This is a genomic window from Bacillus benzoevorans (assembly GCF_014207535.1).
GTDB classification, from domain to species: Bacteria; Bacillota; Bacilli; order Bacillales; family Cytobacillaceae; genus Bacillus_BD; species Bacillus_BD benzoevorans.
Genome location: NZ_JACHGK010000002.1, coordinates 172,865 through 197,454, shown reverse-complemented (window position 1 = coordinate 197,454; position 24,590 = coordinate 172,865). Strand labels below are relative to the sequence as shown.

General features: G+C 39.3%; 24 protein-coding genes and 1 pseudogene. 22 read left to right on the top strand and 3 right to left on the bottom strand.

Going from position 1 to position 24,590, the window contains the following annotated elements; genetic code table 11:
• The first annotated feature begins 98 nt into the window (after positions 1-98).
• From HNR53_RS04235 to HNR53_RS04190, 10 genes are all read left to right on the top strand, one after another.
• A complete protein-coding gene (locus HNR53_RS04235; protein ID WP_184523167.1) occupies positions 99-1,343 on the top strand; it encodes an acyl-CoA dehydrogenase family protein in 1,245 nt (414 codons plus the stop codon).
• 233 nt (positions 1,344-1,576) lie between these two features.
• A complete protein-coding gene (locus HNR53_RS04230) occupies positions 1,577-2,350 on the top strand; it encodes a methionine ABC transporter ATP-binding protein (protein WP_184523164.1) in 774 nt (257 codons plus the stop codon).
• Entirely contained in the window at positions 2,340-3,005 is a 666-nt protein-coding gene (locus HNR53_RS04225) for a methionine ABC transporter permease (protein ID WP_184523162.1), read from the top strand. Before HNR53_RS04230 ends, HNR53_RS04225 begins: the two co-directional genes overlap by 11 nt.
• Before the next feature lie 56 nt (positions 3,006-3,061).
• A complete protein-coding gene (locus tag HNR53_RS04220) occupies positions 3,062-3,880 on the top strand; it encodes a MetQ/NlpA family ABC transporter substrate-binding protein (protein WP_184523160.1) in 819 nt (272 codons plus the stop codon).
• A 109-nt stretch (positions 3,881-3,989) separates the two neighbouring features.
• Positions 3,990-5,189 carry an acyl-CoA dehydrogenase family protein gene (locus tag HNR53_RS04215; RefSeq protein ID WP_184523158.1) on the top strand — a complete coding sequence of 400 codons (1,200 nt, stop codon included), beginning with the start codon at positions 3,990-3,992 and terminating at the stop codon, positions 5,187-5,189.
• Positions 5,190-5,294: 105 nt separating this feature from the next.
• Positions 5,295-6,155, top strand: a complete 861-nt coding sequence (locus tag HNR53_RS04210) for an ABC transporter ATP-binding protein (protein WP_184523156.1) — start codon at positions 5,295-5,297, stop codon at positions 6,153-6,155.
• A 30-nt stretch (positions 6,156-6,185) separates the two neighbouring features.
• Entirely contained in the window at positions 6,186-7,274 is a 1,089-nt protein-coding gene (locus HNR53_RS04205; protein WP_184523154.1) for an ABC transporter substrate-binding protein, read from the top strand.
• 13 nt (positions 7,275-7,287) lie between these two features.
• On the top strand, positions 7,288-8,058 hold the full coding sequence (locus HNR53_RS04200; RefSeq protein ID WP_184523152.1) for an ABC transporter permease: 771 nt from the start codon (positions 7,288-7,290) through the stop codon (positions 8,056-8,058).
• 47 nt (positions 8,059-8,105) lie between these two features.
• Complete coding sequence (locus HNR53_RS04195) at positions 8,106-9,485, top strand: NtaA/DmoA family FMN-dependent monooxygenase (protein WP_184523150.1); 1,380 nt, start codon at positions 8,106-8,108, stop codon at positions 9,483-9,485.
• Positions 9,486-9,753: 268 nt separating this feature from the next.
• On the top strand, positions 9,754-10,662 hold the full coding sequence (locus tag HNR53_RS04190; protein ID WP_184523147.1) for a sulfite exporter TauE/SafE family protein: 909 nt from the start codon (positions 9,754-9,756) through the stop codon (positions 10,660-10,662).
• A gap of 101 nt (positions 10,663-10,763) precedes the next feature.
• Here the strand turns inward: HNR53_RS04190 and HNR53_RS04185 are convergent, their stop codons facing one another.
• The gene (locus HNR53_RS04185; protein WP_184523145.1) at positions 10,764-11,123 is read right to left on the bottom strand and encodes a DUF805 domain-containing protein; all 360 of its coding nucleotides are present in this window, start codon (positions 11,121-11,123) and stop codon (positions 10,764-10,766) included.
• A gap of 302 nt (positions 11,124-11,425) precedes the next feature.
• Between HNR53_RS04185 and yhfH the strand changes: the two genes are divergently transcribed.
• The 10 genes and pseudogenes from yhfH to HNR53_RS04140 all read left to right on the top strand — a co-directional run bounded on the left by yhfH (position 11,426) and on the right by HNR53_RS04140 (position 21,251).
• Positions 11,426-11,560 carry a protein YhfH gene (gene yhfH / locus HNR53_RS04180; RefSeq protein ID WP_184523143.1) on the top strand — a complete coding sequence of 45 codons (135 nt, stop codon included), beginning with the start codon at positions 11,426-11,428 and terminating at the stop codon, positions 11,558-11,560.
• A 152-nt stretch (positions 11,561-11,712) separates the two neighbouring features.
• Positions 11,713-13,500, top strand: a complete 1,788-nt coding sequence (locus tag HNR53_RS04175; protein ID WP_184523141.1) for a sensor histidine kinase — start codon at positions 11,713-11,715, stop codon at positions 13,498-13,500.
• On the top strand, positions 13,472-14,209 hold the full coding sequence (locus HNR53_RS04170; protein WP_184523139.1) for a LytR/AlgR family response regulator transcription factor: 738 nt from the start codon (positions 13,472-13,474) through the stop codon (positions 14,207-14,209). Before HNR53_RS04175 ends, HNR53_RS04170 begins: the two co-directional genes overlap by 29 nt.
• A 126-nt stretch (positions 14,210-14,335) precedes the next feature.
• Positions 14,336-16,150 carry a carbon starvation CstA family protein gene (locus HNR53_RS04165; RefSeq protein ID WP_184523137.1) on the top strand — a complete coding sequence of 605 codons (1,815 nt, stop codon included), beginning with the start codon at positions 14,336-14,338 and terminating at the stop codon, positions 16,148-16,150.
• A 146-nt stretch (positions 16,151-16,296) separates the two neighbouring features.
• On the top strand, positions 16,297-16,707 hold the full coding sequence (locus HNR53_RS04160; RefSeq protein ID WP_184523135.1) for a MarR family winged helix-turn-helix transcriptional regulator: 411 nt from the start codon (positions 16,297-16,299) through the stop codon (positions 16,705-16,707).
• Positions 16,708-16,719: 12 nt separating this feature from the next.
• Positions 16,720-17,940 carry an MFS transporter gene (locus HNR53_RS04155; RefSeq protein WP_184523133.1) on the top strand — a complete coding sequence of 407 codons (1,221 nt, stop codon included), beginning with the start codon at positions 16,720-16,722 and terminating at the stop codon, positions 17,938-17,940.
• Between the two features lie 220 nt (positions 17,941-18,160).
• Positions 18,161-18,688 (top strand): annotated as a pseudogene (locus HNR53_RS23630) (protoglobin domain-containing protein); the annotation flags it as partial.
• Positions 18,689-18,790: 102 nt separating this feature from the next.
• Entirely contained in the window at positions 18,791-19,456 is a 666-nt protein-coding gene (locus HNR53_RS23625) for a methyl-accepting chemotaxis protein (RefSeq protein WP_425488697.1), read from the top strand.
• Positions 19,457-19,846: 390 nt separating this feature from the next.
• On the top strand, positions 19,847-20,134 hold the full coding sequence (locus tag HNR53_RS04145; RefSeq protein ID WP_184523129.1) for a DUF2325 domain-containing protein: 288 nt from the start codon (positions 19,847-19,849) through the stop codon (positions 20,132-20,134).
• Positions 20,135-20,234: 100 nt separating this feature from the next.
• The gene (locus HNR53_RS04140; RefSeq protein WP_184523127.1) at positions 20,235-21,251 is read left to right on the top strand and encodes a pirin family protein; all 1,017 of its coding nucleotides are present in this window, start codon (positions 20,235-20,237) and stop codon (positions 21,249-21,251) included.
• 129 nt (positions 21,252-21,380) lie between these two features.
• On the opposite strand, the gene HNR53_RS04135 is transcribed toward HNR53_RS04140, so the two are convergent.
• Entirely contained in the window at positions 21,381-22,517 is a 1,137-nt protein-coding gene (locus tag HNR53_RS04135) for a CAP domain-containing protein (RefSeq protein ID WP_184523125.1), read from the bottom strand.
• 443 nt (positions 22,518-22,960) lie between these two features.
• On the opposite strand from HNR53_RS04135, the gene HNR53_RS04130 reads away from it, so the two are divergent.
• Positions 22,961-23,281, top strand: coding sequence for a BC1872 family protein (locus HNR53_RS04130; protein ID WP_184523122.1), 321 nt, complete (start codon positions 22,961-22,963; stop codon positions 23,279-23,281).
• Between the two features lie 128 nt (positions 23,282-23,409).
• Here the strand turns inward: HNR53_RS04130 and HNR53_RS04125 are convergent, their stop codons facing one another.
• Positions 23,410-23,574 (bottom strand): hypothetical protein, encoded by a 165-nt coding sequence (locus tag HNR53_RS04125; RefSeq protein WP_184523747.1) that lies wholly within the window; start codon positions 23,572-23,574, stop codon positions 23,410-23,412.
• 629 nt (positions 23,575-24,203) lie between these two features.
• Here HNR53_RS04125 and HNR53_RS04120 point away from each other — a divergent pair.
• Positions 24,204-24,524, top strand: a complete 321-nt coding sequence (locus tag HNR53_RS04120; protein WP_184523120.1) for a hypothetical protein — start codon at positions 24,204-24,206, stop codon at positions 24,522-24,524.
• The last annotated feature ends 66 nt before the right edge of the window (positions 24,525-24,590 follow it).

Sequence of the window (24,590 nt, the reverse complement as noted above, 5' to 3'; positions counted from 1 at the left end):
AATCCGATTAAATCAATAGGGTTAATGTAATGATCATTAAAAATAATAAATATATTTACTTAATCATTCATCATTTTATCTTATAGGAGGAATCCTCTATGTCTCAACAAAACCAAATTACTTTGGAACAGGCAAAATGCGCCCAACCAATATTTACAGAAGCGGTAAAAGTCGATTCAACTGAACTTGAACAGCTTTTATCTGCCATTGCCAATGATGCAGAGAATCGCAGAAAAAATGATAGTGGGGCGCATCCATTCTATGCAGTTGAATTAATTAAAAAATCCAAACTGGGTGCATTGCGGCTGCCTGTTGAACTGGGTGGGGCAGGGGCTAATATCCGGGAATTATTCCATACTGTGATTCGTTTAGCAGAAGCGGATCCAGATGCTGCCCACAGTCTTCGTTCCCATTTTGGCCAGGTGGAGGAATATCTGCGCAGCCCTGATAAAGGTTTGCGCGGCCGCTGGCTGCAAAGAGTGGCGAAAGGAGACCTGATCGGGAATGCTGTTACTGAGATTTCATCTAATAATGTTGGGAATCTAGTCTACGAAACTACTTTATCTCCTGATGGCGAAGGATACCGTTTAAATGGTACGAAATATTTTAGTACCGGTACGATGTTTTCCGATTGGATATATGTTACTGCCTCAACTCCTGAAGGAAAGCCAGTATCTGCGGTTGTTCCTGTGAATCGTGATGGAATCGTTATAGAAGATGATTGGGACGGAATAGGCCAAAGACTAACAGGAAGCGGTACGACGCATTTCGATCATGTTTATGTTCATAAAGATGAGGTTACGTTTACTGATAGCTCGAAGACCCCATTCAATTCCTATTTACAATTAATACTCCATGCAGTGGTTGCAGGAATTTTGCGGAATGTCGTAACAGATGCCAAAGACTTGGTGCAAAGCCGTAAACGTACGTTTTCCTTTGCGGCATCAGATAAGCCGGCAAATGACCCGCAGCTGCTGCAAATCATTGGAGAATTATCAGCCATTGCTTTCGCTGCAGAATCAATTGTCCTAAATGCTGCAGAAGCATTGGATACAGCAGCAAACTCAGCGGTTGATGGAAAAATTGATTTTGCTCTCAGTCATGAAGCTTCATTAAAAGCGGCGCAGACTAAAGTAGTAGTAGACCAACTGGCCTTAAGAGCATCCTCACTGCTTTTTGAGGTTGGCGGGGCATCAGCCACAAGACAGTCAGCGCATTTTGACCGCCATTGGCGTAATATTCGTACCATTGCTTCCCATAATCCAACGGTCTATAAAGCACGGGCAATCGGGAATTATATTGTAAACGGCACGGAACTGCCGATAGGAGAAGTCTACTTTTAATTTTTAAATATACTCAAGCATGTTTATGGAAAATAGGAAAATGATGAACCTATTTCCTTTATGAATCTATTCTTAATAGGAAGCGGCATTTTACAGATTCATGATAGTAGTGAATCTATTTTTAAAACTAAATAACACTATTGCAACAGTGTGAAAAATGGAATCGGCGATGAAAGATGTTTTTAAACATATGATTAGAAAACTAGTTAAATAAAAAGAGGGGGTTAAAAAAGATGATTTCATTAAAAAACGTCGGCAAGAAATTTTCCACGGCAGATGGTGAGTTTCAAGCGGTATCTTCAGTGTCGCTAGAAATCAATAAGGGTGATGTGTATGGCATGATTGGCTTTAGCGGTGCCGGAAAATCAACTCTTTTACGAATGATCAACCTCCTTGAAAGACCTGATACAGGTTCAGTGTTTGTGAATGGAGTAGATTTAACGAAATTAGCAAAAAAAGATCTATTAAAACAAAGACTCTCGATGGGGATGATATTTCAACATTTTAATTTACTAAGCAACCGAACCGTTTCTGAAAATGTATCTTTTTCATTAGAAATTGCCGGTGTTGCAAAAGCAGAACGGAAAAAGAGAGTGAATGAGTGCCTGGAAATTGTCGGATTGGCTGACAAAGCAAATGCTTATCCAGCCAAATTAAGCGGCGGTCAAAAACAGCGTGTCGCGATCGCAAGAGCTTTAGCGACTCAGCCAAGCGTATTACTTTGTGATGAACCTACTTCGGCATTAGACCCGCAGACAACAGAAAGCATTCTGAAATTTTTGCAAGAAATTAATGAGAATCTGGGAATCACCATTATTATTGTTACTCATGAGATGGAAGTGATTAAGTCGATTTGCCATAAAGTCTCTGTAATGGAAGATGGCAGAGTCGTAGAAACCATTAATTTAGCTGATTCGCAATTTAAGCCGAAATCAAATATTGCCCAATTTTTATTTAAGAAAGAACTGGAATTACAAAAGGAAGAAGGTATTGTCAATGTTAGATAATGTGATTGCCGTTTGGCCAGAAATCCTGACTGCTCTGGGACAGACTTTTTATATGATGATCATTACCCTTTCTGTTGCTGTTGCGGTGGGTACTCCATTGGGGACATTATTGTATATAATCCGTCCGGGTTCCGTTAATAGTGCGCCGAAGCTATATGCAGTTATCGATGGAATCATTAACCTGATTCGTTCCTTTCCATTTCTCATTTTATTGATTGCCATTATCCCTTTTACACGGTTCATTGTGGGAACTGCTATCGGTACAACTGCAGTCGTGGTTCCATTGGCAATAAGTGCCATACCTGAATTTGCACGACTCATTGAATTAACCCTGCTGGAAGTAAATCGAGGAGTAGTGGAAGCTGCCGAATCGATGGGAGCCAATACACGGCAAATCATTTGGAAAGTCCTATACTCCGAAGCCAGATCAGGAATAGCCAATGCACTTACGATTATTAGCGTATCTTTTCTTTCGTTTTCTACTGTTGCCGGTTTAGTTGGCGGCGGAGGGATTGGCGACTTTGCCATTCGCTATGGCTACTACCGCTACCAGGTAGATATTATGGCGGCGACCGTTATCTTAATCATTATTATCGTCCAAATTCTGCAAATGACAGGTAACTTTGCCGTCAGGAAACTTAATAAAAGACTGTAAAAGTCATTTGAAACACTAATTATTAGCTGTTATATAAATCAGGGGGAAATGACCAGATGAAGAAATTATTATTACTACTATTAGTATCCATTTTAGCCATAACCGCAGCAGCTTGCGGAAAAGAGAAGGCTGCAGGCAGTGAAGAAGATGAAGAGATTTCAATCGTTGTCTTCGATGACCCTGTTTTTAAGAAGATTGCTGAAATTGCCGTTGAAGAAGTAAAGAAGCAAGGATATACGCTAAAACCCATTTATATGAATGATATCGTTCAGCCAAATAAGATCGTTGACAATAAAGAAGCTTTTGCCAATTATTTTCAACATGTTGCTTATTTAAATCAATTTAATGAAGACCAAGGAACAAAAGTCATTCCTGCTTTCCATACATTTATTGATCCAGCAGGTCTTTATTCAAAAAAACATAAATCTTTAAAAGAAATACCTGAAGGAGGTACGATTGCCATTCCGCTTGACCCTGCCAATAATGGACGCGCCCTGTTTATGCTGCAAAAAGAGGGACTGCTTAAATTAAAAGAAGGGGTTGAAGTCGTACACACCTCTGTTAATGACATTATTGAAAATCCATTACATCTGAAATTTAAAGAAGTAGATCAGCAGATGCTTGGCCGCACCATTGATGATGTGGATGCTGGATTTATGTTCACGGCTATTGCCATTTCCAGCGGATTAAACCCCGACGATGCATTAGTGCTGGAGGATGAAAAGGATGACATTGAACCTTATTCACTTGTTGTCGGCATTCATCCGGACAATAAAGACTCAGAAAAAAATGAAATATTGAGAAAAGCATTCCAAAATGACAGAGTAAAAAAGGTGTTGAAAGAAAATTATCCACTTGTTATTACTGCCTGGTAAGCACCCATATATCAGGATTTACTTTGTATGAAAATAAAACCAAGTATTCCAATTAGATAGATAAATATAATAGTTAAAATGTATATAAAAGTAAGTGGAGGAATGACAAATGAGCAGTGTCATAACAGAAAGCAATGTTTATTCAAGGGACTATATTCAGGTGATCAGAGACAGAATCAAACCGATTGTGGAAAATGTGATAAAGCCTAATGCTGAAATTATTGATAAAGAAGGCAGGTTTCCAAAAGAAAATTTACTGGCACTTGCCAAAGAAGGCTGGAATTCTGTCACTTTACCTGAAAAATGGGGCGGGTTAGGGCTAGGTTATGTTGGCCTGTCTGTGGCGGCCGAAGAAATTGGCAAGGCAGATGCGTCAACCGCCCTTGTCTATGCCATGCATGTAGCTGCGTCTCAAGTAATTCATCTATTTGGCAATGATGATCAGAAAGAACGCTGGTTGCTGCCAATACGTGAGGGGGCGATAGGTACATTTTCGATTAGTGAAAAAGCAACAGGCGGACATGTATGGTATAACCTGAGCCAGGCAGAAAAAGAGGGCGAGAACTATATTATCAACGCAGAAAAATCATTTACCACAAGCGGCGGACAGTCTGATTTCTATGTGCTGCAAACCCGTACTGCAGGCAGTACAGATCCAAGTGCTCACAGCTTCTTTATTGTAGATGGTCATCATGACGGGATCACTGCGAAACCATGGAATGCATTAGGTGTACGAGGCAATCATAGTGGTCCGCTAAAGTTTGAAAATGTAAAGGTAAGTCATCGTGATCTGATAGATGCCAAGGGTGGAGATATTTCAAATGACGGGGCAAATCCGGGACTTACTGGATTGACAGCTGTGTGGCTCGGTGTTGCACAGGGTGCGCTGGATGCTGCCGTCGCCTATGTGAAAAAGACCGTTCATAAAGATTTTAATCATAGTCTGGCAGATTATCAGGTGATTAGACAGAAATTAGCAGAGGTTCAAATTCAAATTAGTGGATTACGTTCATGGCAATACGATTTAGCTAGGCAGCAGGATGAGTTAGTAAAAGAACGAAAACCATTAAGTTTACTAGGTTCCGAGATCACTCAGCTAAAGGTTCAGGCAACAGAACTGGCAGATTTTGCAGCAAGAACCGCCATGGATGTTGCGGGTGGATACGGTTATATCAATGGAGTATTTGAACGGATTTACCGCGATGCAAGAGGAGGTATCCCAATGGCTCCTTCCAATAACCTTGCTCGTGAACATATCGGCAAAGGATTAGTTGGTTTACCGCTAGAGCTTTGGGAATTAGGAAAATAAATTATATTTCAAAAATATGCATGAAAATGCGGCTGTCGCGAAACGAGGTATTCGCTCCTTTCCTGACAGCCTTAGATCAAGAAATAACAAGGGAGTGGATCCAAAATGGCAATGGCTCTTAATCGTAATCCTGAAAAAGAATCTGTTACAGTTTCAAATAAAATTGAAGCTAAATCTGTTTATTTTGATTATGGTGGTTTAGAAATTTTACGCGATATTAATTTAACCATTAAAGAAGGAGAATTTGTTGTATTTATGGGTCCAAGTGGTTCTGGAAAAAGTACCTTATTGCGGTTGTTAATCGGCTTAGCCCATCCGCAAAAGGGTGAAATCTTGGTGAACAATCAATTCATTGATAAATCATTGCCAGACAGTTCCGTTGTATTTCAGGACTATGCATTATTTCCTTGGTTAACTGCCGAAGAAAATATCGTCCTGGCATTAAAACAAAAATTAAAACATACCAAAACAAAAAAAGAACTAATCCATTTAGCACACAGTTATTTGGAATTAGTGCAGTTAGGTCATGCTGTCAAAAAATATCCCGGGGAAATGTCCGGGGGGATGAGACAGCGAGCCGCCATTGCGAGAGCCCTTGCTTTGGGTTCAGATTTAATGTTTATGGATGAACCATTTGGTGCTTTGGATCCAGTGACTAGAATTAATCTACAGGATTTAATTCTGCAAGTAAATCGTGATCAAAAGCGGACCGTTGTATTTGTTACACATGATGCGGAAGAAGCGATATTCCTGGCAGATCGAATTGTCATGTTTACTCCGGGACCACCGGGAAAAATTGCAGAAATCATTGATGTTCCTTTTCCAAAGCCAAGGAACCGACAAAGGTTATTACAAAGTTATGAATTTACTCATTTCAGAGATCATATTTTTGGCATCATGAATAAAGGCGTTTTAGAAAAATTAGAAGAAAATGACGGTGTAAATATAAACGGAGCAGGTATATAAGAACATTAGGGATTAGCAGGGGGAAGCAGAATGAGAACAAGAAAATGGTTAGCCGGAATTGGATTATCAGCAATGTTAGCCATAACTGCATGCAGCGGACAGGAAAAAACAGCGACTGATGAAGCAGCAGCAACAAAGGATAGCGGACCAACATCAGAATTAAAAGTAGGCTATAACACAATCTATGGAGCACCTTTAGCCGATCTGGCAATTGATCAGGGATTCTTTGAAGATGAGAATTTAAAAGTAGAGATGGTTGCATTCCAAAGCGCACCCGATGGATTGAATGCCTTACAGGCTGGGAAAATTGATATCGGATTAACCTTTGGTTCAACTGCTCCAATGAACTTTATTTCTAAAGGATCAGATTTTCGGATGATTGGCGGGCATATGGAAGGCGGACATCCGGTTGTGGTAAAAAAAGAAGATAAAGACAAATATAACTCGATAGAAGATTTCAAAGGTAAAAAAATAGCTACGATACCGTTGCATACTCTCGATGTTTACTTTAAATCAGAACTGGCAAAAGCAGGAATTGATATTGAAAAGGACGTTACATTTGTGGAATTTAAAAGTATCGGTGCCATATTAGAAGCCGTGAAAACTGGAAAAGTAGACGCCGGGCTGTCTGGTACAGCGCATCTAACAAAAACATTAAAATTAGGTCTAACGCCAGCACTTTGGATTAATGACATAAACGGAAGTGCGGTCTGCTGCCGGGTTACGGTAAGAGGTGAGATTTCCGATGAAGACGCTGTAGCCTATAAAAAGTTTTTGAAAGGTCTAATTAGAGCTGAGCGTACAAAATTTGAAACCCCTGAAAAGAATTTAGAGGCATCATTGGATAGGTTTAAAAACTTACCTGAAGAAACCGTTGATGAAATTGTAAATGAACCGCATTTACATAACACAGCTGATCCGAATAAAAAAGAAACGCTGGCAGTGTGGGAACGAATGAAGGCAATCGGATACGTTGATGAAGTAGGAAAGCAAATTGATATGAACGACTACTTAAATGTTACATTTTATGAACAAGCTTTAAATGAACTCATTGAAGAAAATCCAAATGATGAATATTATCAAAAACAGCTGGAAAGATTCAAAAAGCAAAATTTATAACTGGGAGGAAGGTATGGATAGGTTTTTAAAATTTTATGTTTATACTCTAGTAATCGCTATTGTTCTTATTGGGTTATGGGTGTATATAACAAATTTTACCCAGTGGTTGGATCCAGTCATCTTTCCATCTCCAGAAATTGTTTTGATGGCATTTTTTAAGGGGATGAAAGAATTGCTCCAAGGTTTTGTAAGCTCAATGGGGCTGTTAGTTCCATCTTTAGTTTTGTCTATTGTTTTGGGTATTGCAGGAGGTTTGTATTTTGGCATGCAACATCGATTTAGAGCGATATTTGAGCCGTTTTTTCAGACTTTCAGCCCGCTGCCGCCAACCTTATTTATTCCATATGCGATAGCATTGTTTCCGACTTTTAAATCAGCTTCTATTTTTATTTTATTTATCACAACCTTTTGGCCGATTTTCCTCGGTACCATTCAAGGTGTTTTACTAATCGACAAGCATTACTGGGATAATGCCAAAACGATTGGTCTGAAAGGAAGAGATTTAATTTTCAGGGTCATCCTGCCTGCAAGTTCTCCATTTATTTTGAATGGTGTAGGGATATCGCTGGGATTCTCATTTATCGTATTAATGATGGCTGAAATGTTTGGCGCTGATTCAGGGATGGGGCGATTTATCCAGTATTATACAGATTTCACCCAATATGACTATGTTTTAGCGGGTATTATTTTTAATAGTATCGTCATTCTCGCTATCATGATCATTTTCGAAAAAGTCAAAAAACGTCTGCTATTTTGGACTAATTTAAGACGAGAAAACAGTTAAACAGCTTAATTAATAATAATTATTTTCTAAAAGGGAGAGGAATTAGTATGACGAAACCATTATCATTTTCTGCTTTTGTAATGAACACTGCTTCCCACATTATTCACGGTCTTTGGAGAGATAAGGAAGGGCACCAGTTAGACTTTCATGATGTTGAACTTTGGGTTTCTTTAGCAAAACGACTTGAGGAAGGCGGGTTTGATGCGCTCTTTTTTGCTGATGTCATTGGACTATACGGCAATCACCGAGGGGGATGGGAGTATCATGCCGAAAATGGATTGCAAATACCGAGCAACGACCCGATGGTATTGATGTCTGCCTTAGCTGTGAACACAAAACATCTTGGATTGGCCTTTACGGCAGCCCCTGTACAGGAACATCCTTTTAATTTTGCGCGCCGTGTATCCACACTCGATCATATATCCAAAGGACGTATTGCCTGGAATATGGTGACGGGTTTTCAGGCAAATGCTTTCCGTAACTTTGGCTTTGATAGCATTGTCTCCCATGATGAGCGTTATGAATGGGCAGGGGAATATGTAGATGTTGCCTATAAGCTCTGGGAGGGCTCATGGGATGAAGGGGCATTATTGCAGGACCGGGTAAGCGGCATCCATGCAGATATAGAAAAGATCCATAAAATCAACCATGAAGGCACGAGGTATAAGGTGGAGGGACCACATCTTGTTGCACCATCACCGCAGCGCACACCTGTATTATTCCAAGCAGGTTCATCGACTGCCGGAAGAAATTTTGCTGCACGAAATGCAGAGGCAATCTTTATTGTAACACCGGATCCGGAAAGCGCACGAAAATTGATTGAAGATACCCGTCAATTGGCGATACAATACGGCAGGAATGGTGACGATGTCCGCTTTTATCAAGGCTTATCCTTTGTCATTGGCGAAACAGAGGAAGAAGCCCGAGAAAAAGAAATTGAACTGGAAAAGAAGATAGATTTAGATATGATGATTGCTCATCTCGCCGGGGGAATTGGAATTGATTTGGGCGGACTAAGCTTAGATACTCCACTTGCAGAAATTGAAACAGATGGTACGAGAAGTTTAATCGATTGGGTAAAACAAAGTACACCAGGCAGAACACCCACCGTTGAAGACCTTGCCAGACTTCAGGGGAAAACAACAAGAATTGTTGGAACACCAGAAACGATTGCCGATCAGCTCGAGCGCTGGAGTGCAGCAGGTGTTGATGGCATTAATGTTATAAATGCGACGATACCAGGATCCTATGTAGAGTTTATTGATCATGTAATGCCTGTCCTGCGCCGGCGCGGTTTAGCCCGAAATGGACAGGGAGAGGCAGTTACATTACGGAAAAAACTGTTTGGCAGCGACCTTCTGAATGAACGTCATCCTGCCGCTCAATATCGTGGAGCCTTTGCCCTTGAAGCATCTGTTAAAAAATAAGCTTTGAAAATATATCGCTTAATAGATCTTAGTTAAAACTCCTTGGCAGAATCTGATGGAAATCAGTATGACCTGCTAAAGGAGTTTTTTTGTGAAATATTTTATTTTATTTTATTTTATTTTATTTTATTTATTTATTAAACCTATAAAATATAGTTGACAGGTAGGGATTGTAAACATTATTATTAAAAATAACTTAACAATTATTTTTAATATTTCAAATAACTTAACAATTATTGCAACGGATGTATAACAGGAGGAACACACAATGAAAAAGTTAATCGTATTTGCCTTTATTGGCTTTTTGGCGCAGTTAATTGATGGCGCATTAGGGATGGCTTATGGCGTAACATCTTCTTCTTTATTATTGGCATTTAGCATTGCACCCGCAGTAGCATCAGCTTCCGTCCATTTATCTGAAGTAGTGACAACAGCGGCATCTGGAGTAGCTCATATCAAATTCGGAAATGTGGATAAAGGAATGGTCATGAAATTAATTATTCCCGGTTCGATTGGAGCTTTCTTAGGAGCAACCTTCTTAAGCAACATCCCGGGAGAATTGGCAAAACCGTATGTATCAATCTTTCTATTATTACTAGGTATCTATGTTTTGATTCGCTTTCTATTCAAATACAAACCAATGGCGGGTAAGAATAAATCGACATTAACCCGGAAACAATCCATCCCGCTAGGATTCATTGCCGGCTTTATGGACGCAACGGGAGGCGGAGGCTGGGGACCGATTGCCACACCGGTTCTGTTAAGCAAAAATGAGATGAGTGTCAGAAAAGTGGTTGGTACGGTTGATACAAGTGAATTTGCCATCGCCCTTTCAGCGTCCGTCGGCTTCTTTATTTCATTAGGCTGGTCTGAAGTGAATTGGTTCTGGGTTACGGCGTTAATCATCGGGGGCATTATCGCTGCACCTATTGCGGCATGGCTTGTGCGAAAAGTTCATCCACAGTTAATGGGTGTTTTGGTGGGAGGATTTATTATCTTTGTCAATGCAAGAACATTATTTACTACTTGGATGGATAATACGAATATTTATCCTTATTTGTACGGCATTATTTTGCTGGTGTGGTTGTCTGCCGTTATTTTCACGGCTGGAAATATTCTTAAAAAGAAAACTTCCACTGTTTTTTCTAATCAAAAGGTAGAAAATCTCATTGATTAAACTTCTCTGAAAAAGAACTACTCCTCCTGAAAAATCGTTCATCCACATAAAAAACTCTCCATTTACATCATAAAACGAATGTAAAGGAGAGTTTTTTATCATTAATAGTTATCTTGCGCGGCTAAGGGGGCGGGACCATATTGGTTTTCACCCTCATCTCCAGGATCACAAAAGTAAACAATTAAAATAATTGTGCCAATCACCGGGATAAGACTGATCAGAACCCACCAGCCACTTTTCCCAATATCGTGTAATCGGCGGACAGAAACGGCTAATGAAGGCAATAACACTGCCAGTCCGTAGAGACCTGTCAAAACTCCAGGCAAAAAAATCAATGATTCAATGATCGATAGAACAAGACAGACAATAAAATGAATAAGGACAAACATCCAATATTCCTTCCTTCTTGCTCTCCCTTCAAAACCAACATAATTTTTTAATACCGCCAAATACCATTCCATGAAGCTCCCCCTTTTAAAGTGCAATTCTGTTTTTGAAAAAGAAATCCTGGCACTTTTGGGCTGCGACATCTGCTTAGACAATATTAATGATAATAAGAACACCTAGCTTACTTTGTACACAGTCCATTATATGACTTGTTTTTTTGAATAATTCCTAACAGAAAAATAGCTTTAAAAGGAAAAGTGTAAAAATCAAAAAAATATATTTTGTTACAGCCTACATAGTTTCATAAGAATTGCATATACTGTACCATAACAGGTGGACGAAATGATATCTGTATTATAGAAAAGGGGCGGTTAGCATGTTGTATAATCCAGTTGAATTTTTCAAAACGGTACCGCAAAAGGAATGTGCTGAATGCGGGCAAATGATCGAAGAGCAGGCTGAATCCTATCTCATGGAATGTGACCACTGCTTAGCAAAAAGAGAAGAATAGCTCATGTAAACAGGGGAGAAGGCTTCCCTGTTTTTTGTGTGTTGTCTGATTTAAATAAATACTATACTGCCATGAAGAAGTACAAAACGAATCCGTTTTGTTTATGCTAAAATAAATGATACAAACTTTCACATACATAAAGGATGATACAGATGTTTCATTTAGCTCCCTTTTTGCTGGAAAAAGTGGGGATTATTTTTATGGCAGCTTACATATTATCGCAGATGCGGCCCATTCGGCAAATTGTGCAGCACGAACATAATCGAAGAGAAAAAGTGATGCTGACGATTCTTTTCGGTTCGTTTGGCATCATTAGCAACTATACAGGGATTGAGATTGATCATAATTATGTGGCGCCATCGGAATGGCTGCTGAAGTTGGACCGGGAAAGTGCACTTGCTAATACCAGGGTCATGGGAATCGCTATTGGCGGACTCCTTGGCGGTCCGATGGTTGGTTTTGGTGCAGGGGTTATGGCAGGGGTGCACCGCTTTTCACTTGGCGGGTTTACTGCCCTTTCCTGTGGAATATCCACTATATTTGCTGGTATTGCCGCAGGATATTTAGGTAAAGTCCGAAAAAGAAAAGGCAAGAAAATTACCGCGTCTTTTGCGGCCGTAACTGGAATGACATTAGAAACGGTGCAAATGCTGATTATCCTCATAGCAGCTAAACCATTTTCTTTAGCTCTGAATCTCGTCCAAATCATAGGCTTACCCATGATTTTGGTCAATGGACTCGGGACTTTGCTCTTTATGTTCATTTTTCAGTCGATTTTGAAAGAAAATGTGCGGACACAGGCAAGTTCGACCAATCTGGCTTTTAAAATTGCTGATTTAACTCTGCCATTTTTTCGCGAAGGATTTCACTCTCAATCATGTAAAGAGATAGCGAAGATCATTCTTAAACTGACAGCTGCGGACGCCGTGTCTATTACAGATACGCACCAGGTTTTAGCGCATGTTGGTGTGGCTTCTGAACATCACATAACCGGCAGCAAACCTGTGACTGGATTGACAGAAAAGGTTCTAACATATGGAAAAATCATTGTTGCCAACAACAAAGCAGAAATTCATTGTTCTGAACCCGGCTGTCCGCTTGAAGCAGCCATTGTTCTGCCGTTAATGATAAAGAATGAAGTAGTCGGGACATTAAAAATGTACTACACGGATCCGGATAAATTGGATCAACTGCAGCAGGAGCTTGCTGAAGGTTTAGCCAAGCTGTTTTCAGAACAATTGGAGCTTTCAGAGGCTTACCGCCAGACAAAATTATTGAAGGATGCCGAGATTAAAGCCCTGCAGGCACAAATCCATCCCCATTTTTTATTTAATAGTCTGAACACGATTTCTTCTCTTTGCCGTACCAATCCGGACAAGGCGCGCAAATTACTGCTGCAGTTAAGTTCTTTTTTTCGCAGTAATCTGCAGGGAGCACGGCAGACGCATGTTTCTTTAGAAAAGGAATTAGAAAACGTAAATGCTTATTTATCCATTGTCCAGACAAGGTTTCCTGGAAAATATAGCGTCGATTTCCAGATTGAGCCTCATTTAGAAAATACATTGCTTCCACCTTTTATTCTGCAGCCGCTGGTGGAAAATGCTATTAACTATGCCTTTCCAAAAAGTAAAGATAAAGGGGAAATTACGATTAGAATTTTTTTGAAAAGGCAGCAGCTGCAAATCATAGTAAGTGACAATGGAAAAGGAATAGAAAAGGATCAATTAAAACAATTGGGAACAAAAATCATTCCATCAAAAAAAGGAAGCGGCTCGGCTCTTTATAATATCAACCAGCGGTTAAAGGGGTTATACAGCGGTCAGGCAAGTCTTTCGATCGATAGTAAAGAAAATGACGGAACGACGATCACGATATCCATGCCATTTGATAGTAAAGGGGTAATTCAAGGAAATGTTGAAGGTCTATATAGTGGACGATGAACCATTAGCAAGAGATGAATTAAGATATCTGCTCAATCAAAGTAAACAAGTCACGGTTTTAGGAGAAAGTGATTGTATAGAGGATGCTGTAAAAGAGATCACAGAATTCCAGCCTGATTTAGTATTCCTCGATATTGAATTGGAGGAAGGAACGGGCATCGAACTCGCCGGACAATTAAAAGATCTGGAACATCCTCCGGCTATTGTCTTTGCCACCGCTTATGATGAATATGCTTTGCAGGCGTTTGAAGCTGATGCTGTTGACTATATTTTAAAACCTTTTGAAGAGGAACGAATTCTGCATACACTTGAGAAAATAGACAAGCTAGGAAAAATCGGGAAAGAGGATGTACTTGTAGTTCCGCCATTACGAAATGATCACAATGGAAAAATGGCCTTTTCAGTAGAGGAAAAAATTGTTCTTATTCCATATACGGATATTCTCTTTGTTGAATCTAGTGAAGGAAAATGTATCATTCATACCCTTAAACAGGAATATAAAGTCAGTGAACCGCTAGTTGAGGTTGAAAAAAGGATGAATTTCCGCCCATTTTTACGGGTTCACCGCAGTTATGTCGTTAATTTAGAGCATATCGATGAAATTGAACCTTGGTTTAACTCGACCTATAATTTAATGATGAATGACGGATCAAAGGTCCCTGTCAGCAGAACCTATATAAAGGATTTAAAAAAGGTGATCGGATTCTGAAAGGGTTTGCATTCCAGCTTTCACATTCTGCGTTTCATCCCTCTATTTTTGCATTTTAGCGGAAATTCCTCCGCGAATAAACTTTTATTTGTATCATAGAGACAAATAAGAGGGGAGGAAATAGAAATGAATGCGGTTACAATCGTTATTGGGACGCTGTGTATTTTAGCCATAGCCTATCGTTTATATGGGACGTTTATGGCGGTAAAAGTGTTGAAAATTGATGAATCAAAACCAACACCTGCACATGTGCTTGAGGATGGACAGAACTATGTTCCGACAAATAAATGGGTCACATTTGGTCACCATTTTGCCGCTATTGCTGCAGCCGGACCGTTAGTCGGACCGATTCTTGCGGCTCAGTTTGGCTATCTGCCAGGATTAGTATGGCTCCTAATCGGCGCTGTTATTGGTGGTGCCGTGCATGATATGGTTGTCTTATTTGCATCCATGCGCAGAAAGGGGAAATCACTCTCAGAAGTCGCAAAAGAAGAACTGGGTCCTGTCGCTGGATTCTGTACCGGTTTAGCCATGTTATTTATTATTATTATTACAATGGCAGGATTATCATTAGTCGTACTGGGAGCATTGGAAAAGAATCCGTGGGGAACCTTTGCCGTTGGGATGACGATCCCAATTGCGATGGCTGTAGGTCTTTATCATAAAAAAACAGGCAACTTAAAGCTGGCGACAACAGTTGGTTTTATTGCCATTATGGTTTGTGTCGCTGTCGGACCTTATCTGCCGGGGACATGGTTAGGCGATTTATTAACATTAGAAAAAAGCACTTTAGCACTTATTCTTCCTATTTACGCCTTTTTCGCCGCAACCTTACCTGTTTGGTTGCTCTTGGCACCTCGTGATTATTTAAGTACGTTTATGAAAATCGGTGTATTTGGTGCCTTAATTATTGGTGTATTTATTGTCAATCCGGTCGTGCAATTCCCGGCATTTACAGAATTCATTAATGGCGGGGGCCCAATCGTAGCTGGTCCGGTTTGGCCGTTTATTTCGATTACGATTGCCTGCGGGGCAATTTCAGGATTCCATGCATTTATTGGTTCTGGTACAACACCGAAGATGATTGACCATTGGAAAGACATTAAACCGGTAGCATTTGGTTCGATGCTTGTTGAATGTGTCGTAGGGATTATGGCTCTGATTGCGGCTGTGTCAATGCAGCCGGCCGATTATTTTGCCATTAATTCAACACCGGAAAAGTTTGAGGCATTAGGGATGCAAACAGTCTATTTAGATCAATTAGAGGAAGACGTACAAATGGATCTGAACGGCAGAACAGGCGGTGCTGTTACACTGGCTGCGGGGATGACTTATATCTTTTCTGAGTTTCCATTCTTTGAAAAAATGGCCTCCTATTTCTATCAATTTGTTATTCTTTTTGAAGCGGTCTTTATCTTAACCGCAATAGATTCGGGAACGAGGGTTGCCCGTTATCTGATACAGGACTTCTTTGGTGATATTATTAAGCCGTTAAAACGGACCGATTCACTGCCTGCCAATGTGATTGCCAGCGCGATTGCCTGCTTTGTTTGGGGATATCTGCTATTCTCCGGGGACATCAGTTCTGTCTGGGCATTGTTTGGCGTTTCCAATCAGTTAATGGCTTCCATTGGGTTGATTATTGGCGCAACTGTTATTCTTAAGATTGCAAACAAACGCTGGTATATGCTGACTTGTCTCGTACCGCTAGCCTATCTTTACGTAACCGTTATGTATGCCGGATACTGGATGGTAACAAATGTATACCTAAATTCGGGCAATGCTGGCTATAATGTAATAAATGGTGTGATTTCAATCATTATGCTTGTCTTAGGTGTAGTCATTATGGCTGCAGCGATTTATAAATGGGTCGGATTTATGAAAGTTCCTCAAAATGAACTTGTCATTCGTTCAGAAAAGGAAATAGATGGAGCAGCCTAATAAAAGAGGTAAAGCAGAGGAAAAAACGTCCTCTTGCTTTACCTCTTTTTTATTGTGGGAATGGTAAGAGAAAAGCAAGAATCTTGACTTCAATAGATAGAACATATATAGTTACCTAGGTAACCATTTTGGACGGAGGAGATTTTTTGTCACAGTCATTTTTTCACCAGAATTTGCAATTTGCCAGGCTTTTCACCAAAAAATTAAATGAACAACTGACAGCAATAGGACTCTTTCATTCACAATGGCTGATCGTTTATTATTTAAAGCAATCTGGACCGAGTACATTAGTGGAGATCAGCCAATATATCAACGTTGAGAAACCCACAGTGTCACGGACCGTGGATAGGCTGGAAAAGTCAGAGCTGATCGAGAAAATTCCTAGTAAAGATAGGCGGGAGCGGAGGATTCAATTAACAGAAAAAGGAAAACAGGTATACCAGGAAGCGATACTCGTTGTGGAAGCATTTGAACAAACGCTGCTGGAACAAATACCGCAGGCTGATATGGAAATAACGTTCCGCACAATCAAACACTTCAGAAAAAAACTTACATAAAGGGGAATGGTAATGGAACAAAAAGTAAAATTATGGACAAAAGACTTTATCATGGTCTCTTTATCTAATTTTTTATTATTTATCTCATTTTATATGCTGATGGTTACATTAGCTGTTTATTCAATTGATAAGTTTCATGCCTCGCAAAGTGAAGCGGGTCTGGCTTCAAGTATTTTTGTACTCGGGGCGGTTCTGGTGAGACCTATCGCGGGAAGAATGATGGGTACGGTTGGAAAAAAGAAGCTTTTGCTGATGGGTTTAATCTTATTTCTAGTCATGATGCTTTCGTATTTTCCAGTCAACAGTTTACCGCTTCTATTTTTCATTCGTTTTATTCATGGCTTTGCTTTCGGCATTTCGACAACCGCAACAGGAACGATTGCAGCGGATATTATTCCAGCAGTACGCCGCGGTGAAGGAATGGGCTACTTTGCCACAAGCATGAACCTGGCAATGGCTATCGGTCCGTTTTTAGGCTTAGTTATCAGCCGCTATTTTGCGGATAGCATGATTTTTGTCGTGACAACTGCATTTTCATTCATCGCTGTTCTTGCTACGATATTTATTCACATACCAAAAGTGAATATCGTTCCAAATGAAGAAACAGTAAAAAGCGGTCTGCATCTTCGTTACTTTTTTGAAAAAAGCACGATTCCAATTGCTGTTCTTGTGGCATTATTTGGTTTTGTTTATTCAAGTATTTTATCCTTTCTATCGGCATATGCTGCAGAAATTGACCTGGCCGGCGCCGCAAGCTTTTTCTTTGTCATGTATGCCGTCTTTCTCTTAATCTCCCGGCCATTCACAGGGAAATTATTTGATTTAAAAGGGGAAAATAGTGTCATTTACCCATCAATTCTGTTGTTCGGGACCGGATTACTGCTTCTCAGTCAGGCTGAACATGGAATCATCCTTCTGATAGCCGGAGCGGTCATTGGCGTTGGCTTTGGAACCTTCCAATCAAGTGCTCAGACCGTTGCCGTCAATGAAGCATCTAACCATAGGATAGGATTAGCCACTTCAACCTTCTTTGTCTTCTACGATTTTGGAGTAGGAGTCGGACCCTTTCTATTAGGCTTTATTTTGCCGATTATCGGATTCAGGGGACTTTATATAACTATGTCTATGATTGTTTTTGTAGGTATTTTGGTTTATTATATGGTGCATGGTAAAAAAGCCGCCGAACGCCATAAATCATTGAGCGATGTTAAGGAATATCAAGCGGGAAGATAATCCCTTTTTATACTCATAAATTATGAAGCATGGAGTAACCAATCTCCATGCTTCTTTTGATCCCATTCATCCTTTGCTATATGTCCGTTCAAAATATACTAGTACAAAATTCTTTGATGAGATAAAATACAACTAGGTAATTTGTTCTAATAAACTAAAAAAGTGCTATTTTTCATTGGCAATAAAACGTTATGCTCTAAGCAGGATAGGAGATGTTCCGGTGTTTAAAACAAAAAAATCGAAAGATCTAAATAAATGGCTTGGTCGCGCAGATGCTGAGGAAGTGGTATTTTCTATTTCTGATCAGGCTATTGTCCATCAATGCCGTGCTATTGGTCTTACGGAAAAGGATCTAAAAATAGGGAAAATTGTCCAGCCAGTTATCAAGGAGCATTTGCCGTCTATTACATCTGAATTTTTTCAATCTATGTCCAATATCCCTGAATACGTCACGATTGTGACTCAATATTCCAATGCAGAACGATGGATGGAAATGCACGGTCATTTTCTGATCCAAATGTTTAATGGTCATTTAGATGACGCATATCTTACACAACTGCAAAAAATTGCGTCAGGACATCAGGAAATCGGTGTAATGCCGCAATGGTATGTCGCAAGTTTTCAATCTCTGCTGCAAAGCATACAGACCATTATTTTTGCGGAAACCCCAGAAAAAGAGGAGTATTTTGTCGTGGCAAAAAGTGTCTCTAAGGTGCTGAATTTTCATCAGCAGGTTATTCTGGAAGAGCTGGAAAAGGCCGGAATTTTAGCCAAACAGCAGGAATATCAACAGATTAAAGACGAGTTGAAAGAGAAGATTTTTGCCACCAGTCACTCACTTGTTTTATCAATGGAGGAAACAAGTGCAAGTGTTGAGGAATTGATTCAAAAAAGCATGAAGGTAAGTGAGCAGGGAAAACAGACTGCATCTAAAACAAAGACCAGTCAAGAGCTCGCGGAAAATGGGCAAGATCAATTAAGTTCATTAGAGCAGCAAATCGAATGCATTCATCAAAGCATGGTATCCATGAATGGAAATGTAGAAGCATTAAACCAATTATCGATCGAGATTAGACAGGTGGTCGAGATTGTCGAGGGGATATCCGATCAAACGAATTTATTAGCCTTAAATGCAACGATTGAAGCGGCGCGTGCCGGTGAACATGGAAAAGGATTTGCCGTTGTTGCTGAGGAAGTTAGAAAACTGTCTGATCAGACACAGAAATCAGTCAAAGCGATACGTTCATTTACTGAACAAATAACAGAGCAAAAGGAACAGGTCATTAGCGGAATCCAAGAAGTTGATCATTTAGTCGGGGAAGGCTTAAAAAAATCGGAGCTGACAAGTGAAGCCTTTCAGCGAATTGTCACGGCAACAAATGAGAACCTAACTACGGTTCAGCAGGTAGAAAATGATCTGCAACATCTTGTCCATATTATTAAAGAAATTGGAGCAGCTACACAAAAAATCGTGCAATCTACGGAAGACTTAAATCAGGCAGCTCATTTAGCTTAAACTTAGATAGGCTATGAATACGCGAAATAATGATAGTTTGTAAAAAACAAATTAGTACTTTACACATCGGATTAATTTGAGTAAAATTAAGGAAATTATATTATTCTTTCAAAGCTGATTGGACATCCAAAGGCTCCTGATCGCATAAGCGGACAGGAGCTTATTTATTATTAAACGAAATTAATGGAAAGCTTAAAAAAATGTAATATTACACAATGATATTTTATTTACTATATTCAGAATGTAGTGATGATGTTAATAAAATTTAGAAAGAGATTTGTGAAAAAGAATAAAAATTTTTGAGTATAATTCATACTTATATAATGTGGATTATCGGATTTAAATTCAATTCTAACTTTAGTAAAAAATATAAGTGAGGAGGATGTATTTATGAGATCGATGATGATTATTGGGGGCGACCATCTTGGTCAAATTACAAAGAAACTTGAAGGGGAAGGCTTTAAAGAAGTTATCCATGTTAGCGGGCGTAAAGCACAGATGGTAAAAAGAGATATCCCGCAGAAAGTGGATATAATTTTAGTTTTAACAGATTTTATCAATCACAATCTCTCAGGGGTAATCAAACGGAAGGCACAAGAACAAGGCATCCCCATCCGTTTTTCAAAACGTTCCTGGAGTTCAATCTATCATGAGTTACATAAAAAGGAGCATGTTTAAGGAGGAATAATCGACTAATTCTTCGAGCAAGGAAGTTGAGTTCTAGGTCAAAAATAGCATAGGATAAGGGGGAAGAATGATTTCGAAAGGAGTATGTTACATGAGTCATAATCAAATTCTTGGGGTACAAAAGTTAGACTTTCAATGGCAAAATGAAGATCCGTTTTTAATTACGATGTTTCATAAAGATATATATCCTCCAGGCAATGAAGATCAAGGACCGAGTGTCTCTCTTGAAGGAAGAAGACTTGGAGAGGACTTCACGCTGCGTGATGGTTTTCGTATGTATCATGGGAAAACAGTCCCGGGGTTTCCCGTGCATCCCCATAGAGGCTTTGAAACCGTTACGATTGTTTTAGAAGGATTTGTTGATCACTTTGATTCTAATGGTTCTGTTGGCCGTTATGGCAATGGAGATGTGCAATGGCTCACGACTGGAAAAGGGTGTCAGCATACAGAAATGTTTCCCTTAGTTCACCAGGATAAGAATAATCCGCTTGAGCTTTTTCAAATCTGGCTCAATCTTCCGGCAAAAAATAAATTTGCCGATCCGGATTATAAGATGCTGTGGGCAGAGGACATTCCGGTTATTCAATCTGCAGCTGAAAATGGACGAAAAACGAACGTCAAGCTGATTGCAGGCAGTTGGGCAGGGAAAAACAGCTTAGAACCCTGCAAGGCCTCTTGGGCAAAGGATCGGGAACATCATGTTGGAATCTATTTGATTGAAATGGAGCCTGAAGCTATGGTGTCACTTCCAGCTGTTTCTAGTACATTAAAGCGAAATCTTTACTATTTTAATGGGGATGAAATTCAAATAGATGACAGCTGGATTCCATCTTCTCATCGGATTAAACTTGTGGGTGATCAAGAGATTCATATTACAAATGGAGCAAAGAACAGCCGCATCCTTGTCCTGGAAGGTGAACCGATCGGGGAATCTGTTGTTCAATATGGACCTTTTGTGATGACAACCGAACAGGAAGTTCGCGATGCCTTTCATGAATATCAGCAAACACAATTTGGCGGATGGCCGTGGGACCGTCCTGATCCAGTAAATGAACGAACCTCCGGAAGATTTACGAAATACGCTGATGGTACAATAGAAAAAAGGTGATCCTCTAAAATAATAATGAAAAGCTGACAAGATGTACGCCGTTTTAGCCGCGGCATCATTGTCAGCTTTTTTTCTGATCTTTCGTGAACTATTCATTGATGTTGACCAATATACCTTCCCTGAAGCAGTTTATCTTGTTAAAAAATTCTCAGTGAAATATGGTTTTGATTCGGAATCGAAGGCAACGCCAACACCAAGTGATTCAAAATCCGAATGCAAATTGTTTTCTCTATGGCCAAGGGAATTCATTAAACCCTCGTGGGCAAAGATACTGCTCGTTTGTCCGGCTGCGAGATTTTCTCCGGCAGCCCGGAAGTTGATATGGTCCTCTTCCATGCGGTCAAATGGCGATTTACCTTCAAGATTCGTGTGGTCAAAATAATGATTCTTTGCCATGTCGCTGCTATGGTCCCGAGCCGTTTCCTGCACCTGCTCGTCCCATGTTAAAAATGGAAGTCCATGTACGACACGAGCGGCATTGGTCAAATCAAACAATTGCCATTCAAATCCTTCTTTTAAGGCTGTGCTGGCTTCAGGATAAAAAGAATCCTTCTGCTCTTCGAGACTGCTAGAGATGATTTGTATGGCTGTCACGGTGTTGTTTTCGTGTTTATCGTAAAAGATGGTGATATAGCTGTGATCCATCTGGAATAGATCGTATTCTCCATCATTTTGTGTGCGATATGTGACCAAGCCCTTACGAATTCCGGACATTGGCTCCCCGAGTGCGGCTAAAACGGATTCTTTCGAACTCCCGCGTGCAATTCCTTGTTTAGAAGATATCAAATCTTGATTTGTATACAACCCAGCAACTTTATTCTGCTCATCATATGCTGCCATAAAAAAGTTCTGATAGTGATCATGATACGTATACCAATCTACTCCATACTCATTAAGAGTAGAGCGCTGTGCAATTCCTACAAGCCGTTCAACGTATTCTTTAGAATTTCCAATTTCGATATTATGAACTGAAAATGTATGCGTGAGCGGATGTTCCAGTTTAGTTTTTGCCACTTCTTCAATAGGCTGCTCTTCTTGTTGCATCCCTTTAATGACATTGTGTATATCTTCGAGTACAGTCTCCATGCCCAACTGTATGGTATCGATAGTGGCAGCAACGCTGGGATGTTCGATGATGGTCAGGATCTTCGTTTTGAATTGTTCAAATGCAGATTTGTTGGCTGTATCCTTCAGGTTGTTCCCGAAGAGATTCCAGACAAAAGCGAGGAGCATGACTAAAAATAATACCTTAAATAAAAATTTCATTGGGCACCTCCAAGCCTACTCTACCTTCGTTTTCCGAACTTTATTGAAATCATACGCCGTAACTGATATTTTGCATAACTTTACCCATCTTCATAATGGAGAAAGTCCATTTCAATGATATACTTTTATACAAACAATAGAAAGTTGGAAGCATTGAAAGGAAATAATTTATGAAATGGAGATGAAAGTTTAGATTCATTTTGTTCCATAGTCATTTAGAAGCCGGTGCCTGTTTCATAACAGATACCGGCTTTTTTTGCTAAAAGGGACAGCATTCATTCAAAAAACCGCCAAAATAGGACAAGTTTTCAAAAAAATTTTAAAAAAACAGTGGAAATTTTTTTTGAACTGTTATATTATATGTTTAACAAATAAAAGTTGTACTATAACAACAATACCAGGCTGTTAATCTTATAAAATTTTCAAGAAAAGAGGAATGTCACATGAATAAAACAGAAGTTATCGCTCGCAGAATTTTAGGATGGAAATTAAACCGTTGGGATAGATGGTATGATTTTGAAACAGGTGAATTCATTTACGATTGTGATTTTCAACCGGAACAAAATCTGGATCATGCTATGCGCATTGTTGATAGATTAGAAGAATTCGGATTTACATATGAAGCAAAGAGTCAATCTGAAGTTTACTTCAATAATGTAGCGGGTACTGGCAGAAATTTAGCGGAAGCGATTACAAATGCTGCTTACAGTGTGGCAGACAACAGCACTGTTCCGGAAGAATGGATGCATTATCAAATCATCTAATAACGGCATAAAAAAGACCAGCTCTTATGAAAGAGCCGGTCTTTTTTTATGTAGTTTGCTTTCATCCGGGTCATTAGAGAAAAAACAAGCGACCCCCTGTTGAAGAACTTTCACAAGGGGTCGCTTGTTTACACAGCTACAAGTGCGTAGGAAGGATTATGGAAATTAATCACCTCAGTAAGAATTTTGCAGCCGTGAATATTCTTAAATGCCTCTTTTGCTTCCTTCTCTGAGTTGAACTCAAACATAGTTGAAAGATTTCCTTTTAAATAGACGGTGATTACCCACATCATTAAAAAATTTCCTCCCTAGAATTTATATATTTCTCCCTGCTGATGAAAAACAGGTTTGACAAAAGTTATTATGCACAATTTATTAGTGCTTGAAAATAGTTTCTACAAAAGAAGTCACAACATTACAAAATTTTTAAGTTTTTTATTCCTTAAGCAGAAATAATAAGGATTAATTAAGAAGAAATGATAACTAAAGCAAATCATTTTTTTGTTTGTGAAAAAATTGGCAAAGGTAATTTTAAATAATGTTTTTGAATGGATGGAATTATCAAAATATCTCAATCTTTTCATAGTCATTAGTATTTTTAGAGAATTTTTATTATAAAACGAACTATTATCATAGTATAAGATGTTTTTCCTAAAAAAGAAGGATAACAAGGAGAAAACCCTGTGATAATAGCATTATAAAAGCAGAGAAATGGAAGGGCTATTAAAAAATATTATTCCAATAGTCTGATGGAATTTTCTCAATACTTTTACTTTTATTTACCATATTTTATTCAAATATAGACTATGGTACGATCATATCGACTTTGGAATGAATAGATATTTATACCTAGTACAAGGGGATTTAGGTTATTGTCACCGTACATTCCAAGCACATGAAAAATTCACAATATGAGGTGTGTATGATGGAAGCGAATCGTTATGTGCATGGCGAAAATATGAAACTCCTCAAGGAAATTTACAATCTCAAAACAAAACAAAATGATATGTACATTCAAAGTGGTCCTAACAGCTCAGATTACATCAATCTTTCCATTCAATTAAATGTACTTGAGAAGAAATATATGGAAGAGAAACTATCTATGTACCAGGAAGAACTGGTTAATACGAGAACACCGCATGAGAATTTGCAGCCAAAGTTTATTGGAAAATATCAGAAGTTTAATCATTTAGGGGAACAGTCGCGAAAATCACCTGTATGGCATGTTTTGGTCCAATTTTAAAACGCTTTCACGAAGCCGGTTTCCAGATATGAATAAAAGGCAGCTCCAAAGGGAAACTGCCTTTTT

What these genes read in the sequence shown, in the direction of transcription:
- HNR53_RS04225 (WP_184523162.1), top strand. Translation starts at nt 2,340, where the DNA reads ATGTTAGATAATGTGATTGCCGTTTGGCCAGAAATCCTGACTGCTCTG.
- HNR53_RS04215 (WP_184523158.1), top strand. Translation starts at nt 3,990, where the DNA reads ATGAGCAGTGTCATAACAGAAAGCAATGTTTATTCAAGGGACTATATT.
- HNR53_RS04195 (WP_184523150.1), top strand. Translation starts at nt 8,106, where the DNA reads ATGACGAAACCATTATCATTTTCTGCTTTTGTAATGAACACTGCTTCC.
- HNR53_RS23625 (WP_425488697.1), top strand. Translation starts at nt 18,791, where the DNA reads ATGGAGGAAACAAGTGCAAGTGTTGAGGAATTGATTCAAAAAAGCATG.
- HNR53_RS04125 (WP_184523747.1), bottom strand. Translation starts at nt 23,574, where the DNA reads ATGATGTGGGTAATCACCGTCTATTTAAAAGGAAATCTTTCAACTATG.
- HNR53_RS04185 (WP_184523145.1), bottom strand. Translation starts at nt 11,123, where the DNA reads ATGGAATGGTATTTGGCGGTATTAAAAAATTATGTTGGTTTTGAAGGG.
- HNR53_RS04145 (WP_184523129.1), top strand. Translation starts at nt 19,847, where the DNA reads ATGAGATCGATGATGATTATTGGGGGCGACCATCTTGGTCAAATTACA.
- HNR53_RS04190 (WP_184523147.1), top strand. Translation starts at nt 9,754, where the DNA reads ATGAAAAAGTTAATCGTATTTGCCTTTATTGGCTTTTTGGCGCAGTTA.
- HNR53_RS04155 (WP_184523133.1), top strand. Translation starts at nt 16,720, where the DNA reads ATGGAACAAAAAGTAAAATTATGGACAAAAGACTTTATCATGGTCTCT.
- HNR53_RS04210 (WP_184523156.1), top strand. Translation starts at nt 5,295, where the DNA reads ATGGCAATGGCTCTTAATCGTAATCCTGAAAAAGAATCTGTTACAGTT.
- HNR53_RS04200 (WP_184523152.1), top strand. Translation starts at nt 7,288, where the DNA reads ATGGATAGGTTTTTAAAATTTTATGTTTATACTCTAGTAATCGCTATT.
- HNR53_RS04135 (WP_184523125.1), bottom strand. Translation starts at nt 22,517, where the DNA reads ATGAAATTTTTATTTAAGGTATTATTTTTAGTCATGCTCCTCGCTTTT.
- HNR53_RS04220 (WP_184523160.1), top strand. Translation starts at nt 3,062, where the DNA reads ATGAAGAAATTATTATTACTACTATTAGTATCCATTTTAGCCATAACC.
- HNR53_RS04120 (WP_184523120.1), top strand. Translation starts at nt 24,204, where the DNA reads ATGATGGAAGCGAATCGTTATGTGCATGGCGAAAATATGAAACTCCTC.
- yhfH (WP_184523143.1), top strand. Translation starts at nt 11,426, where the DNA reads ATGTTGTATAATCCAGTTGAATTTTTCAAAACGGTACCGCAAAAGGAA.
- HNR53_RS04170 (WP_184523139.1), top strand. Translation starts at nt 13,472, where the DNA reads ATGTTGAAGGTCTATATAGTGGACGATGAACCATTAGCAAGAGATGAA.
- HNR53_RS04130 (WP_184523122.1), top strand. Translation starts at nt 22,961, where the DNA reads ATGAATAAAACAGAAGTTATCGCTCGCAGAATTTTAGGATGGAAATTA.
- HNR53_RS04175 (WP_184523141.1), top strand. Translation starts at nt 11,713, where the DNA reads ATGTTTCATTTAGCTCCCTTTTTGCTGGAAAAAGTGGGGATTATTTTT.
- HNR53_RS04140 (WP_184523127.1), top strand. Translation starts at nt 20,235, where the DNA reads ATGAGTCATAATCAAATTCTTGGGGTACAAAAGTTAGACTTTCAATGG.
- HNR53_RS04165 (WP_184523137.1), top strand. Translation starts at nt 14,336, where the DNA reads ATGAATGCGGTTACAATCGTTATTGGGACGCTGTGTATTTTAGCCATA.
- HNR53_RS04235 (WP_184523167.1), top strand. Translation starts at nt 99, where the DNA reads ATGTCTCAACAAAACCAAATTACTTTGGAACAGGCAAAATGCGCCCAA.
- HNR53_RS04205 (WP_184523154.1), top strand. Translation starts at nt 6,186, where the DNA reads ATGAGAACAAGAAAATGGTTAGCCGGAATTGGATTATCAGCAATGTTA.
- HNR53_RS04230 (WP_184523164.1), top strand. Translation starts at nt 1,577, where the DNA reads ATGATTTCATTAAAAAACGTCGGCAAGAAATTTTCCACGGCAGATGGT.